The organism is Streptomyces sp. NPDC033270, assembly GCF_055576575.1.
In genome coordinates, this window is the sequence record NZ_JBVIRA010000023.1 from 105,858 (window position 1) to 120,311 (window position 14,454).

The window sequence follows — 14,454 nt, forward strand, 5'->3', positions numbered from 1 at the left end:
CTAGTCCCATTCCAGGCCGCCACGACGCCAGACATAGGCGTAGGCGACGAAGACGGTGAGCGCGAAGAGGAGCATCTCGACGAGCCCGAACAGTCCCAGGGCGTCGAAGGTGACGGCCCAGGGATAGAGGAAGACGATCTCGATGTCGAAGACGATGAAGAGCATCGCCGTCAGGTAGTACTTGATCGGGAAGCGACCGCCACCGGACGGGTGTGGCGTCGGCTCGATTCCGCATTCGTACGCCTCGAGCTTGGCCCGGTTGTAGCGCCTGGGCCCGACGAGGGTGGCCATGACGACGGAGAAGATCGCAAAGCCTGCCCCTAGGGCTCCCAGTACGAGGATGGGCGCGTAAGCGTTCACCGTCCTCGCTCCCTTCAGTCGACGATGACTGGATGGCGGTCCGCTCGGGCCCTCTGATCGCCCCATGGAGATCGTGCACATGTGAGGCAGTTCACAAGCCCGAGCCGCCTGCATCTTATGCCCGCTGGTGTGTGATCTGCGACACGGGGGTGAACAACGCCTTTGTGATCTCCACCACCCGGCGAAGGATCATGAAGTCGGATGAGCAGTGATCTTCGTACGCGAAGCGCGCGAGTGATCACGAGAGGTGACATTCACACGGGTTACCGCTGGTCAGGGTGGTGGTGCCATTATCAAGTGGCGCCGATCCCAGGCAAATTGGTGCTGGACCCGGCCAACTGCTATAGGAGTCCGACCCGTCGGCGTGACCCGCTCGTGACCCGGCCGTGATCGTCGGTACGTGCTCCGGTTCACGAGCGACCGGCCGTGCCGGATCACGGGAACATAACGGACACTCAAGAGTGACCTATCCCACGCTATTTAGAGCACTGAGTTCTTGACGGATGGGAAGCCTTGGCGTGGCGCGTGGGGAAGTGATAGGCCCCCGCCGGAGGCGCACCGAGCAGCAAATGCCGTGCGTAGGAACATGATCGCGAAATTCGGACATCGCGCCGCCGAGTCGACGGACGGCCAAAAGTCCCTTTTGTTCGTCGCGTACGCGTCAAGTGTGGCGCACTGCACCTTTCTTGGCAGCAACCTCCGGCGCCTGATAGCCGTTATTGCCATGTCCCCGAACGCACTCATACCCAGCCACCGGAAGCCCCGCCGTTCCGCGTCCTCGCGGGCCCTGCGTGCGGGCGTGACCGGTGGCTTCCTCACTCTCGCGGTGACCGGCGCGACCGTGCCGGCCAACGCCGCGGAAAAGCCCGTCTCCGAGACCCAGGAGATGCCGACGATCACGACGGCGCTGGCGACCAGCGCCGCCAAGAGCGCCGACACCGCCGAGCAGGTCGCGTTCAACTACGAGCGTCAGGCGCTCCAGGACAGCGTCTTCACCAAGGCCGCCAAGGCCGCGGAGAAGGACAAGGCCGAGGCCGTCAAGAAGGCCAAGGCCGAGGCCAAGAAGAAGGCCGAGGAGGCCCGCAAGGCCAAGGAGGCCGCGCAGGCCCGTGCCTCGCGCTCCGACGAGCGGACGACCCTGTCCGCGCCGTCGACCTCCACCGCCACCGGCTCCACCGCCACCCTCATCGCCTTCCTCAAGGCGCAGCTGGGCAAGGCCTACGTGCTGGGCTCCAGCGGCCCCTCGTCGTACGACTGCTCCGGTCTGACGCAGGCCGCGTTCAACCAGATCGGTATCGACCTGCCGCGGGTGTCGCAGGACCAGTCGACCGCCGGCACCCAGGTCGGCCTGTCCAACCTCCAGGTCGGCGACATCCTCTACTGGGGCAGCGCGGGCAGCGCCTACCACGTCGGCGTCTACATCGGCGACGGCAAGTTCATCGGCGCCCAGAACTCCAGCACCGGCATCGTCGAGCGCCCGCTCAGCTACGACATGCCCACCGGCGCGGTGCGCGTCCTGTAGGACCGCCGCCCACCAGGTACTGACGAAGGACCGCCCCTCCCCCGGCTCGGGAGGGGCGGTCCTTCGACGTAGGGCGTACGGGGTGGCGGCCGCTACCAGCCCGCGCCCGCCGGCTGCTTGGTGGTCGCGTTGAGCCGGTTGAACAGATTGGTGATCCCGATCGTCAGCACGATCGCCGCCAGTTGCTGCTCGTCGAAGTGGTCGGCGGCGTCGTCCCACACGGCGTCCGGCACCGGGTCGGAGCTGTCGGCGAGCCGGGTGGCCGACTCGGCGAGCGCCAGGGCGGCGCGCTCGGCGTCCGAGAAGTACGGCGCCTCCCGCCAGGCCGCGACCGCGAACAGCTTGTCGTCGCCGACACCCGCCTTGCGGGCGCTCTTGACGCCACCGTCGACGCAGAAGCTGCAGCCGTTGATCTGGCTGGCCCGCAGATGCACCAGCTCCAGCGTCTCCTCCGGCACCCCGCCCCGCCGCGTCGCCTTCACCACGTCGAGAAGGGGCTGCATGGCCTCGGGGATGACCACCGCGGGGTTCTTCATGCGTGCTTCCATCACTGCTCTCCTCCGAAGTGCCGTCCGGCGGGCCCCCACCGGGAGGCCGCGCGCCGGGAGATCCCGTCCGGGAATCTCCTCGTCACCGCACTGACGGATACCGGCCGGAGAATGTGACGGGGGCGGCCCGGAATTTCTCCGAGGCCGCCCCCAAGACCGCCCACCGGGGCTGCCACCAGGGCCGTTACGCCTTCGGTGCGACCTTCGACAGACCGTTGATGATGCGGTCCATCGCGTCGCCGCCCGTGGGGTCGGTGAGGTTGGCGAGCATCTTCAGGGTGAAGCGCATCAGCAGCGGGTGGGTCAGACCGCGCTGCGTGGCGATCTTCATGACCTTGGGGTTGCCGATCAGCTTCACGAAGGCGCGGCCGAGCGAGTAGTAGCCGCCGTAGGTGTCCTTGAGGATCTTGGGGTAGCGCTGCAGGGCCAGCTCGCGCTGGGCGTACGTGGCGCGCGCCTGGGCCTGCACGATGACCTCGGCGGCGATGGAGCCGGACTCCATGGCGTAGGCGATGCCCTCGCCGTTGAACGGGTTGACCAGGCCGCCCGCGTCACCGACCAGCAGCAGGCCCTTGGTGTAGTGCGGCTGGCGGTTGAAGGCCATGGGGAGCGCGGCGCCGCGGATCGGGCCGGTCATGTTCTCCGGCGTGTAGCCCCAGTCGGCGGGCATCGAGGCGCACCACGCCTTGAGGATCTCGCGCCAGTCCAGCTCCTTGAAGGAGGCGGAGGTGTTCAGCACGCCGAGACCGACGTTGCTCGTACCGTCGCCCATGCCGAAGATCCAGCCGTAGCCGGGCAGCAGCCGGTCCTGCGCGCCGCGGCGGTCCCACAGCTCCAGCCAGGACTCCAGGTAGTCGTCGTCGTGGCGGGGCGAGGTGAAGTACGTGCGGACGGCGACGCCCATCGGGCGGTCCTCGCGGCGGTGCAGGCCCATGGCCAGCGACAGCCGGGTGGAGTTGCCGTCCGCGGCGACGACGAGCGGGGCGTGGAAGGTGACCGGGGTCTTGTCGTCGCCGAGCTTGGCGTGCACGCCGGTGATGTGGCCGGTCAGCTCGTTGATGATGGGGGCGCCCACGTTGCAGCGCTCGTGCAGCCGCGCGCCGGCCTTCTGTGCCTGCCGTGCCAGCTGCTCGTCGAAGTCGTCGCGCTTGCGGACGAGTCCGTAGTCCGGGTACGAGGCGAGATCCGGCCAGTCGAGCTGGAGTCGGGAGCCGCCGCCGATGATCCGCAGGCCCTTGTTGCGCAGCCAGCCCGCTTCCTCGGAGATGTCGATGCCCATGGCGACCAGCTGCTTGGTGGCACGCGGGGTGAGGCCGTCGCCGCACACCTTCTCGCGGGGGAAGGCCGTCTTCTCCAGGAGGAGGACGTCCAGTCCGGACTTGGCGAGGTGGTAGGCGGTCGTCGAGCCGGCGGGCCCGGCGCCGACGACGATCACGTCCGCGCTGTGCTCGGAGCGGGGCGTGGTCTTTGACGCGGTCACGGACTCCGTCACGGCGAGGTCTCCCGGAAGTCGATATCTGGGTGCCGACCGGCACTGGGCACGTGCAGTCTATGGGGGCGTATGTGATCAGAACCTGAAGGGTTGGTCCATGAACAGACCTCCGCAGTCGCTCCCGTCCGTCGAGCTGCGCGTCCCCACCGACGAGGACGCAATGAACTGGCACCGCCTCTTCGACCACCCCGATGTGATGGAGTTCCACGGCGGCGCATCGGCCGAACTGTCCGTGTACGAGGAGCTGACCGCCCGCCAGCGGCTCCACGACGCGGAACGGGGTTTCTGCCTCTACACCATGCTCGACCCCGCGGACGGCGCGGTCATCGGCTTCACCGGCGCCCAGCCCTGGCCGCACGAGTGGGGCCCCAAGGGCGAGATAGAGATCGGCTGGCGGCTGGGCCGCGCCTACTGGGGCAAGGGGTACGCCACGGCGGCCGCCCAACTCGCCCTGGAACGCGTACGGAAGGCCGGCGTGCGCCAGGTGGTGGCGATGGTCGACGCCCGCAACGAGCGGTCCCTCGCGGTGACCCGGCGCCTGGGGATGCGGCGGGCGGAGACGGTTCTCACGCCGCACGGGAAGCGGACGGCCTACTGCCACCGGCTGGACGTGTGAGGGCCGGCGCCGTCGGGCCGGCGCGACGAGCCGGCTGAACGACGCGCGCGAGGGCGCCGCGGTCCTCCCGCGGCGCCCTCGCGCGTCCCACGCGGATCAGGGGGAACGCCCCCTGGTCCGCCCCTGGTCGACGTCGGCCCGCGCCTAGTCGACGTCCACGTCGCTGACCGACCAGGTGGCGAGCGCGGTGCTGAAGATCTTGTCGGTCTCCGGCGCGTACAGCGCCTCCAGGCACTCGTAGTAGATGCTGTACTCGGTGCCGTCGGCGGCGAGATAGGCCTGGTCGACGGCGTGGACGGTGTTGCCCGTGTCGTTGACGTAGGTGAACTCCCAGCGGGCGCCCGGGCTGCTGTGGAAGGTGTTCCGCTTCAGCTCCATGCGCTGGTAGTTCGTCCGCTTCTGGGCGCCCTTCTCCATGGTCAGGAAGTTGTCGTAGGAGGACTGCGGGGCGTTGGCGATCACGCCGATGCGCAGGTACTGCTTGCCGACCGGAGCCTTGTAGTCGGTCTGGGTGCCCTTGGGATCCCGCTTCCAGTCGTTCCGCACCGCGACCGAGAAGCCGTTGGGGTCGTACTTCTGGACGAAGCCGGCGGGCAGTCCGGCGGTGGCCTGGTCCGTAGGGGTGCCGGTCGGCTCTCCGCTCACGGTGGCGCCGGGCGCCGGGGTCGGGGTCGCGGACGGGCCCTGCGCGGGCGGCGCGCTCTTGGCCGGGGCCGGCTTGTCGGCCTTCTTGCCGTCGCCGTGGTCGGTGCTCTGGTGGTCGCCGCCGCGGTGCTTGGTGAAGTACAGCGCACCGGCCGTCGCCCCGCCGCCGACCAGGAACGCGGCCAGCGCCAGCGCCAGCCACTTCAGCGCACGGCGGCGGGGCCTGGGCGGCTCCGGCGCCGGGTCCGGCCCGGACTGCACGAGCGGCAGATCGGGCGCGGTGGGGGTCGGCGGGGCGGGAGCAGGCGCCGAGGGTGCGGGCGCGGCAGGCGCAGGGGGGTGGGGAGTGCCCGGAGCGGCCGGAGCGGCGCCCGGGACGGCCTGTGCCGGAGCGGCCGCCATGGGCGCGGCCGGGGCGGCACCCGGGGCCCCGTACGGCGCTGCCGGGGCGGCACCGTACGGGCCGGGGGCCGGTGCGGCCGGCCCGGCGCCGCGCCCCACCATCCGCAGCAGGTACGGCACGACCAGCACCGCGCCGAAGGTCCACAGCAACGCGAACAGCAGCGTCTCGGCGCCGCCCGCGGCGAGTTCACCGTGCGCGCCGGCGAGGCGGCCGCCGTACCCGCTCCCGTACCCGCCGCCGTAGCCGCTGCCGTAGCCGTCCCCGTAGCCGTATCCGTCACCGCTCCCGGCACGGAACGTCGCGCTCACGCTCGCGCCCGCGACCAGCACCAGCAGCACCAGCGAGACGACGAAGAAGCCCGCGGACAGCAGCGCCTCGCGGCGGTCGGCGCTGCGCCGTACGACCAGGAAGCCGACCAGCAGCGCACCGACCAGACCGCCGGCCAGCACACCGAACAGCACCCAGCCGCCGCCCAGATGGCTCAGCTCGCCATAGCCGAGCGACTGTCGGCCGGAGTCCAGGAACGGGATGGCGGGGAGGTTCCACTCGGCGTTGACCGGCGCGCCCCAGGCCATCGCGAGCGCCAGCGCACCGATGTTGGGCAGCAGCACCAGCGCCGCGACGACCCCGCCGCCGTCGAGGTCCTTGGCGTTGGTCAGCAGCACCACGACGGCGACGACGCCTGCCAGGGCGACGACGGCCACCAGCGCGAGCAGCGCGGTGCGCAGCGCCCCGAGGCCGATCCGCCAGGCGGGCCGGGCGGCGAGCCAGGCCCCCGCCTCACCGCGCCCCACCGCGGCGCCGCACACCGCGGCCGCCAGCAGGAAGGACCACAGCAGCGCGAGGAACGGCGCGGACGACAACTCGACGCCGCTGTAGGAGGGCTGGGCCAGCAGGCCCAGGGCGAAGGTGCCGGCGCCGCAGAGCGCGGCCACCCGCAGGACGGTCTCCAGCACGGCGGTCCGGGCGTCTGCCGCCGGCCCCGCTATGGGCGCCCCGACGGCGGTGGCCGAAGGGGCGGCGGCGAACCGGCGGGCGGCCGCCGCCAGCAGGCCCGCCCATGCCAGGGTGACCACGAGCGGCACCAGCGACAGCGTGGCCTCACCCGAGAGCCCCTCGCCGAACGACCCCAGGGACGCCCCGGCGTCTCCGGCGAGGGTGACCCCGCCGCCGACGCTCTGCAGCAGCAGCGCCAGCGCGATCCGCATCCGTACGCCCCAGCCGAGCCCGCCCGAGTGCGCGTCGTCCGAGAGGAACATCGCCAGCACCGAGGCCAGTACCAGCGGCAGCAGCGTCGGCCCGGCGGCGACCTTGGCCGCCGCTTTCCAGTCGCCCCGCACCGTGCGGGCGAGCAGGGCGCCCACGGCCGAGGGCTGGGCGGGCGCGGCGTACGCGGGAGGGCCGGGCGGCGCGGCGGGGGCCGGCGGCTGCCCCGGGACCGGTGGCTGCGGCGGGGGCGGCGGCCCGTCGGGGGCGGGTGGCGCGGCGGCCTGCCGCTCCCGGCCGCAGCCCATGCAAAAGCGTGCCTCGGGTGGCGAGGCAGAACCACAGTCCGGGCAGAACGACGACAAAGCGGACTCCGGGGAGATCAAGGGGCAGCGCGAACAGCTACCGCGGGCGAACGTAGGGACATCACTGCCCCACGCATGGTTCCCGTCGGTGCGTGCCCGGTGATGCGGAGTTACCCAAGCGAGTCCGAGCAAGTCCGCGCGAGTCCGAGCGATGCCGACCAATGCCGAGCGATGCCGAATCCCGCCGGGCCCGGGCGCCGCGGCCCCCGGCTCCGCCTCAGACCGTCGGCTTCGTCCCCCGGTGCAGCGCCACGATCCCGCCCGTCAGGTTGCGCCAGGCGACCTTGGTCCAGCCCACGCCCTGCAGCCTGGCGGCGAGTTCGGGCTGGTTGGGCCAGGTGCGGATGGACTCGGCGAGGTAGACGTAGGCGTCCGGGTTGCTGCTGACCGCGCGGGCGACCGGCGGCAGCGCACGCATCAGGTACTCGGTGTAGACCGTCCGGAACGGCGCCCAGGTCGGCTCGCTGAACTCGCAGATCACGACCCGGCCGCCGGGCTTGGTGACCCGGTACAGCTCCGCCAGCGCGGTATCGGTGTCCTGGATGTTGCGCAGCCCGAAGGAGATGGTCACGGCGTCGAACACATCGTCCGCGAACGGCAGCCGGGTCCCGTCACCGGCGGTGAACGGCAGCCACGGATGCCGCTTCTTGCCCTCCCTCAGCATGCCGACGGAGAAGTCGCACGGCACGACGTGCGCACCGGTGCGGGCGAACGGCAGCGAGGAGGTGCCGGTGCCGGCCGCGAGGTCGAGCACCCGCTCGGCGGGCCGGGCGGCCACCGCACGGTCCACCTCCTTGCGCCACAGCCGCGCCTGCCCCAGGGAGAGCACGTCGTTGGTGAGGTCGTACCGTGCCGCCACGTCGTCGAACATCGCGGCGACTTCGTGCGGCTGCTTGTCCAGGGATGCTCGGGTCACCCGGCCATTGTCCACCGTGCGCCGGCGGCGCCCCGCACCGGGCACGGCCCGGCGGGCCCCGGGGCCGGAGGTCTGGTCGGGGACGGCCGGCTTGCCCCCCTCAGAACATCCGGGCGGTCCAGCGGTGCGCAGCGCATCGTGAGCGGCCGGCGCCGGCCGTCCCCGCGACAACGATCATGCCGCCGAGAATGCCTCGTTCCGCTTGTGTTGACGCCGCCCTGACGTGCGGCGGGGGCGCGTTGACGGCGCCTTGACGGAGCCGGCCGCGGCGGGGCCGCGATCAGCGGCGGCGGTGGACCAGGCGGCCGGCGAGGACCGTGGCCAGCGCGCTGCCGTCCGCCGCGAAGACCGCGAAGTCGGCCGGGCCACCGATGGTCAGCGCGCGGGTACGGGGGCCCGGCAGCTCCGCGAGCCCGGACCGCTTGACGGCCGTGCGGACCGCGGGCCGGGTGAACGGACCGGTCAGCGCGGTCGTCCCGGCGGCCAGCAGGCGCTGCAGCCCGCGGCGGGCGCTGGCGCCCCAGCGGGCGTCGGTCATGGCGAGGGCCGCCAGCGCCTCGCCCGTGATCGGCTCGCCGCCCAGCTCGTCGGCCTCGCGCGGGTCGGGGTGGTAGGCGGCCTCCAGCAGCGCGGCGCCGTCCGGTTCGTAGCGGCCGGGGGTCAGTACGCCGTCCCACTCGCGGATGCGCGCCGGGTAGGCCGCCAGCAGCTCCTCGTACGGGCCGATGGCGGCGAGGCGGGCGCCGTCCACGACGACCGCATGCCCTTCGGCCAACTCTCCGTCGTGCACGAGCCGGACCCCCCGCACACGGTGAAGTGTCAGCACCGGCGGCTCAGTTCGCCTCGACGAACTTCAGTTCCGGGTGGGCCGTGCCGCCCTCGATGGCCGTCGAGGACAGATGCGAGACGACCTTGTCGTCGACCGGGTCGTTGGCCGGGTCGTCGTGCACGACCAGGTGCTCATAGGTCGTGGCGCGCTGCGCCGGGACCCGGCCCGCCTTGCGGATCAGGTCGATGATCTCCATGCGGTTGGAGCGGTGCTTGGCGCCGGCCGAGGAGACCACGTTCTCCTCCAGCATGATCGAGCCGAGGTCGTCCGCGCCGTAGTGCAGCGACAGCTGGCCGATCTCCTTGCCGGTGGTCAGCCACGAGCCCTGGATGTGCGCGATGTTGTCGAAGAAGATCCGGGCGATGGCGATCATGCGCAGGTACTCGAAGAGGGTGGCCTGCGTCTGGCCCTTGAGGTGGTTGTTCTCCGGCTGGTAGGTGTACGGGATGAAGGCGCGGAAGCCGCCCGTACGGTCCTGGACGTCGCGGATCATCCGCAGATGCTCGATCCGCTCGGCGTTGGTCTCGCCGGTGCCCATCAGCATCGTGGACGTCGACTCCACACCCAGCCCGTGGGCCGTCTCCATGATCTCCAGCCAGCGCTCGCCGGACTCCTTCAGCGGCGCGATGGCCTTGCGGGGGCGGGCCGGGAGGAGTTCGGCACCGGCGCCCGCGAAGGAGTCCAGGCCCGCGGCGTGGATGCGCTCGATGGCCTCCTCGACCGACACCTTGGAGATCCGGGCCATGTGCTCGACCTCGGACGCGCCGAGGGAGTGGATGACCAGCTGCGGGAAGGCCTTCTTGATGGCGGAGAAGTGCTTCTCGTAGTACTCGACGCCGTAGTCCGGGTGGTGGCCGCCCTGGAACATGATCTGGGTGCCGCCCAGTTCGACGGTCTCCGCGCAGCGGCGCAGGATGTCGTCGAGGTCGCGGGTCCAGCCCTTGGCGGTGTCCTTGGGCGGGGCGTAGAAGGCGCAGAACTTGCAGGCCGTCACGCACACGTTGGTGTAGTTGATGTTGCGTTCGATGATGTACGTCGCGATGTGCTCGGTGCCGGCGTAGCGGCGGCGGCGGATCGCGTCGGCGGCGCGGCCCAGCGCGTGCAGCGGCGCGGAGCGGTACAGGTCGAGCGCTTCCTCCGGCGTGATGCGGCCGCCCTGTGCTGCGCGGTCGAGTACGGACTGGAGGTCGGCGTTCTCGGTCACCGGGGCGTCCCTTTCGCAGGCGGGCATCACGACTGAACCAGCGTACGTCAGGGGTCCGACAGCCTCGCTGGCGGCCGGGCCGCGCGGCCTCGTCGCTCGGCCCGGCACTGGGCCGGGCACTCGGCCCGGCACTCGGCCTGGCACCGGGTCAGCGCTTGGTCAGCGTCGCCTTCGGCGTGCCGCCCGCGTCGTCGTCCGAGGTGAACGCGATCGTGGCGCCCCCCTTGCCGAGGGTGTACGTCACCCGGGACTTGTTGCCCGTGCAGCCCGGCCCCTGCTTGCCGTCCGGGCGCTCGACGAGCACCAGCCGGCCGGCGGTGGCCGACTCCAGCTTCGCCTTGGCCGCGCAGCGCACCAGCACCGCGTCGTAGACCGTGTGGATGACGTAGTCGCCCTTGCCGCCGGCCTCGATGGTGCTGGTCATCGTGCCGTTGGGGATCCCGTGCGCCGTGGTGATGCTGCCGGTCCAGGTGCCGAGGAACGGCTTGGCGACGGTGGGTTCGCCTCGGGGGTCCGCGGGGTCGGTCGGACCGGCCGTGGGCGAGCCGTCGGCCGGCGGCTTGGCGCCGGTCTGCGGTCCGGCGTCGGCGTCGGAGCCCGTCCCCGGCAGCAGGCGGAAGACGAACGCCGCCGTCGTCGCGGCGGCCAGCGCCCCGGCCACCGACAGCACCAGCGTGCAACTCACCCGCCGCGGGCGGTCCCTGCCCGCCACCGCACCGGTCAGCGCGATCCGCCGCTCCTTGGGCGCGGCGGGCCCCGCGGCCCCGGTCGGCAGGTCGGCGATACCGGGGGTGGTTGGGGGGTGGGCGGGACCCGGTGGCGCCGCCTGACCGGCGGCCGGCCAGGACGCGGGCCGCGGCGGAGGGCCGGGCGGCTGGGCGGGCACCTGGGCGGAGATCCCCGAGGCGCCCTCGGCCTGGGCCTGCGCGTCGAAGGGCACCAGCCCCGACGCCACCCCACCGGACGCCGCCCCGCCCGATCCGCCGAACGTGACGCCACCGGACGCGACCCCGCCGGCCGCCCCGTACGAAGGATCCGGCGGCCCGAACGCCCCTCCGGGCACCGCACCCGGCACGCCCGCCCCGGTCGCCGTCCCCGTCCCCGAGTCCGCGCCGGCCCCCTCTCCCGCATCGAGGTTCAGCAGCTCCACCGCCTGCCGGCTGACCCGCTCCACCAGCGGGCCGGGCAGCCAGCCGGCCCGCACCAGTCCCGCCGCGCCGCCGCTGCCCTCCCCTGCGAGACGGGCCGCCAGCGCCTCGGGGGCGGGGCGGTCCGCGGGGTTCTTCGTGAGGCAGGAGGCCACCAGCTCCCGCAGCTCACCGGTGAGCCGCGGGCCGAGCTCCGGCTCCTCGTGGACGACCTTGTAGAGCAGGGCGGCGGAGGAGTCACCCGGGAACGGGCTGGCACCGGTCGCCGCGAAGGCCAGCACCGCGCCGAGCGAGAAGACGTCGGCGGCACCCCCGGCCTTCTTGCCGAGGATCTGCTCGGGCGCCATGTAGCCGGGCGACCCCACCGAGACCCCCGTCGAGGTGAGCGAGGCCGTGCCCTCCGTGGCCCGCGCGATACCGAAGTCGATCAGCAGCGGCCCGTCCAGCGTCAGCAGCACATTGGAGGGCTTGACGTCCCGGTGCACCAGCCCGAGCGCATGCACCGCGGCCAGCGCCTCGGCCAGCCCGGCGCCCAGGACCCGTACGGAGCGCTCGGCCAGTGGCCCGACATCGGCGACGGCCTGCGCGAGCGAGGGGCCGGCGACATAACCGGTGGCGATCCAGGGGACCTCGGCGTCCGGGTCGGCGTCCAGCACCGGCGCGGTCCAGGCGCCGCCCACCCGCCGCGCCGACTCGATCTCCCGCCGGAAGCGGGCCCGGAACTCGTCGTCGACGGCGAAGTGCGGATGCACGACCTTGACGGCGACCGTCCGCCCGCCCGCGCTGCGCCCGAGGTAGACCCGGCCCATCCCGCCCGCGCCGAGCCGGCCCAGCAGCCGGTATCCGCCCAGGACCCGCGGATCGTTCCCTGCCAGCGGCTCCATCGCGCCTCCCCCTCCGTACGGCGCACCCAGCTTATGACCCATGTCATGCCCGGCCCCGTGAACCCGCTCCCCCACTTTCCCCGTCAAACAGGGAGTAACTCGCCCTTCCTGCCTCCAGCGGCAGGCCTGCCCAGCGGCAGCGTGACCGTCCGGAGAGAACGAACCCGTGCACATCCGCAAGGCAAGGAGACGGGCGCTCCTCATCACAAGGAAACGGGCGCTCCTCATCGGCGCGGTCATCACGGCCCTGGGGCTCGGCGCCTTCCCCGTCGTCAAGTACGGCAACGTCTTCCCCGGCACCGGCGAGCCGATGTCCTTCGGCCGTCCGCTGGCCGGCCCGCAGCCCCCGTTCCGTACGGCCGACACCCTCGCCGACGGCACCAGGATCGGCGTGACGACGCTCCACGGGAAGAAGTCCGGCTTCACCGGGAAGGTGTGGGCCTGGGCGCCCAAGGAGTACTACGAGGAGCGCTACCGCCACAGCGCGTTCCCGGTCCTGATCGCGCTGCCCGGCGGCCGCGGCTACCCGACGAACTACTGGATGCGCACCGACCTCAACCTGCAGCGCACCCTCACCGACCTGACCGCGCTGGGCCGCAGCAAGCCCTTCGTCGTCGTCATGCCGGTCCTCAACCCCGACCGCCGCCACTACTACGACGGCAGCGACATACCGGGGCAGCCGAAGATGGGCAGCTGGCTCTCCGACGACGTCCCCGACCTGGTCAGGGCCACCTTCCGGACCTTCCCCAGCCGCGACGGCTGGGCGTTCATGGGCTCCTCGTCCGGCGGCTTCGCCGGCCTCAAGCAGGTACTGCAGCACCCGGACCGCTTCCGGGCGGTGATCGCCAGCGGCCCGGACACCCGCCCGGACTCCCCCCTGTGGCGCGGCCACGAGAAGGAGAAGCGGGCCAACGACCCCGAGCGGCTCGCCGCCCGCCTCGCCCGCCGCCCCGACGCCCCGCCCGTCCACCTCCAGTTCCAGATAGGAACCAAGGAGGGCGGCCGGGCCAACCTGGAGCGCTTCATCCGCCGGTACGCCAAGGGCCCGATCACCGCCGACCTGCACGTCATCCAGGACGGCGGCCACAACGCCAAGGGCTACATCCGGGGCATGCGGGACGCGAGCCTGGAGGCCGTCAGCAAGCTCCTGCGCGGCCCGACACCGTCGGACTGACCGGGCTACGGGGTGCCGGCTACCGGGCGCCTCCCAGCAGCTCCACCTTCACATCCGCCGGGAACCCGGTCGTCGGCCCGACCCGGCGGGCGAACTCCGCCACACCCCGCAGCTGATCGGCCCCGAAGCGGAAGTCCAGCGTGGTGAAGTAGCGCTCCAGCACCGGCTCGTCGAAGGTCTCCCACCGGGCCGCCTGCTCGGCGACCTTGGCGACCTCCTCCAGCGAGAGGTCGCGGGAGGCGAGAAACGCCTCGTGCACCCGCTGCACCATGGTCGGCTCACGCTCCAGATAGTCGCGCCGGGCCGCCCACACGGCGAAGACGAACGGCAGGCCCGTCCAGTCCTTCCACATCTGCCCGAGGTCGTGCACCTCAAGGCCGAGCCGCGGCCCGTCGTGCAGATTGGCCCGCAGCGCGGCGTCCCCGATCAGCACCGCCGCGTCCGCCTCCTGCATCATCAGGCCGAGGTCGGGCGGGCAGGTGTAGTAGTCGGGCCGCACCCCCACCTTCTCGGCCAGCAGCAGCTGCGCCAGCCGTACGGAGGTCCGCGAGGTCGAACCGAGGGCTACCCGGGCGCCGTCCAGCTCCTCCAGGGGCTTCTGCGAAACGATCACGCAGGACATCACCGGGCCGTCGCAGCCGACCGCGAGGTCCGGGAAGGCGACGAGATCGTCGGCGGCACGCAGGAATTCCACGAGCGTGACCGGCGCGATGTCCAGCTCCCCGCGGATCAGCTGCTCGCTGAGCTTCTCCGGCGTGTCCTTGCTCAGGTCCAGATCGAGCAGGGTGCCCGTACGGGCGAGGCCCCAGTAAAGGGGCAGGCAGTTCAGGAACTGGATGTGGCCCACCCGCGGCCGGCTGCGACGGTGGTCGCCATCGACTCCTGCGGGAGTGTCTCCGAAGGTTGAATTGTCCACATGCGGAGGCTAGACCCGCCGCTCAAGGGCCGACGAGGCGGGGCCGCGTACGGACATGAGTGCTGACGGTTAAACGTGATCTTTGGCTCTTCCGCCTCACGAGGGCCCCATGCTACGCTCAGCGCAAGTTGCAGTTTGGTTTCCCTTGCAGTACAAAGCCTGCGGAGCATGTGACCCGCAGGCTTTTGTAGTTTTCAGACTTGTTTGCAGGTTCTGGAGCAGGGCA

General features: G+C 72.0%; 12 protein-coding genes. 3 read left to right on the forward strand and 9 right to left on the reverse strand.

From position 1 onward, the window contains the following. On the reverse strand, positions 1–360 hold the full coding sequence (locus ACZ5XZ_RS28305; RefSeq protein WP_006604811.1) for an NADH-quinone oxidoreductase subunit A: 360 nt from the start codon (positions 358–360) through the stop codon (positions 1–3). Between the two features lie 724 nt (positions 361–1,084). On the opposite strand from ACZ5XZ_RS28305, the gene ACZ5XZ_RS28310 reads away from it, so the two are divergent. Further along, positions 1,085–1,882: a C40 family peptidase gene (locus ACZ5XZ_RS28310; RefSeq protein ID WP_468982908.1), complete on the forward strand. Its 798-nt coding sequence runs from the start codon at positions 1,085–1,087 to the stop codon at positions 1,880–1,882. A 92-nt stretch (positions 1,883–1,974) separates the two neighbouring features. On the opposite strand, the gene ACZ5XZ_RS28315 is transcribed toward ACZ5XZ_RS28310, so the two are convergent. Together ACZ5XZ_RS28315 and ACZ5XZ_RS28320 are read right to left on the reverse strand one after the other, a co-directional pair. Then, entirely contained in the window at positions 1,975–2,430 is a 456-nt protein-coding gene (locus ACZ5XZ_RS28315) for a carboxymuconolactone decarboxylase family protein (protein WP_468982909.1), read from the reverse strand. Between the two features lie 184 nt (positions 2,431–2,614). Then, on the reverse strand, positions 2,615–3,922 hold the full coding sequence (locus tag ACZ5XZ_RS28320; protein WP_468982911.1) for a geranylgeranyl reductase family protein: 1,308 nt from the start codon (positions 3,920–3,922) through the stop codon (positions 2,615–2,617). 97 nt (positions 3,923–4,019) lie between these two features. On the opposite strand from ACZ5XZ_RS28320, the gene ACZ5XZ_RS28325 reads away from it, so the two are divergent. Continuing rightward, the gene (locus ACZ5XZ_RS28325) at positions 4,020–4,538 is read left to right on the forward strand and encodes a GNAT family N-acetyltransferase (RefSeq protein WP_468982913.1); all 519 of its coding nucleotides are present in this window, start codon (positions 4,020–4,022) and stop codon (positions 4,536–4,538) included. A gap of 144 nt (positions 4,539–4,682) precedes the next feature. Here the strand turns inward: ACZ5XZ_RS28325 and ACZ5XZ_RS28330 are convergent, their stop codons facing one another. The 5 genes from ACZ5XZ_RS28330 to ACZ5XZ_RS28350 form a co-directional block, all read right to left on the reverse strand. Next, the gene (locus ACZ5XZ_RS28330; protein ID WP_468982915.1) at positions 4,683–7,100 is read right to left on the reverse strand and encodes a hypothetical protein; all 2,418 of its coding nucleotides are present in this window, start codon (positions 7,098–7,100) and stop codon (positions 4,683–4,685) included. 274 nt (positions 7,101–7,374) lie between these two features. Next, on the reverse strand, positions 7,375–8,073 hold the full coding sequence (locus ACZ5XZ_RS28335) for a demethylmenaquinone methyltransferase (RefSeq protein ID WP_468982916.1): 699 nt from the start codon (positions 8,071–8,073) through the stop codon (positions 7,375–7,377). A gap of 280 nt (positions 8,074–8,353) precedes the next feature. Next, positions 8,354–8,899 (reverse strand): imidazolonepropionase-like domain-containing protein, encoded by a 546-nt coding sequence (locus tag ACZ5XZ_RS28340; RefSeq protein WP_468982918.1) that lies wholly within the window; start codon positions 8,897–8,899, stop codon positions 8,354–8,356. A 7-nt stretch (positions 8,900–8,906) separates the two neighbouring features. Then, positions 8,907–10,106: a cyclic dehypoxanthinyl futalosine synthase gene (gene mqnC / locus ACZ5XZ_RS28345; RefSeq protein ID WP_468982919.1), complete on the reverse strand. Its 1,200-nt coding sequence runs from the start codon at positions 10,104–10,106 to the stop codon at positions 8,907–8,909. 148 nt (positions 10,107–10,254) lie between these two features. Next, on the reverse strand, positions 10,255–12,138 hold the full coding sequence (locus tag ACZ5XZ_RS28350; protein ID WP_468982920.1) for a serine/threonine-protein kinase: 1,884 nt from the start codon (positions 12,136–12,138) through the stop codon (positions 10,255–10,257). Positions 12,139–12,304: 166 nt separating this feature from the next. On the opposite strand from ACZ5XZ_RS28350, the gene ACZ5XZ_RS28355 reads away from it, so the two are divergent. Next, on the forward strand, positions 12,305–13,312 hold the full coding sequence (locus tag ACZ5XZ_RS28355; protein ID WP_468982923.1) for an alpha/beta hydrolase: 1,008 nt from the start codon (positions 12,305–12,307) through the stop codon (positions 13,310–13,312). Positions 13,313–13,331: 19 nt separating this feature from the next. Here ACZ5XZ_RS28355 and ACZ5XZ_RS28360 read toward each other — a convergent pair whose 3' ends face one another. Then, positions 13,332–14,159 carry a menaquinone biosynthetic enzyme MqnA/MqnD family protein gene (locus tag ACZ5XZ_RS28360; RefSeq protein WP_468983033.1) on the reverse strand — a complete coding sequence of 276 codons (828 nt, stop codon included), beginning with the start codon at positions 14,157–14,159 and terminating at the stop codon, positions 13,332–13,334. Positions 14,160–14,454: the final 295 nt, after the last annotated feature.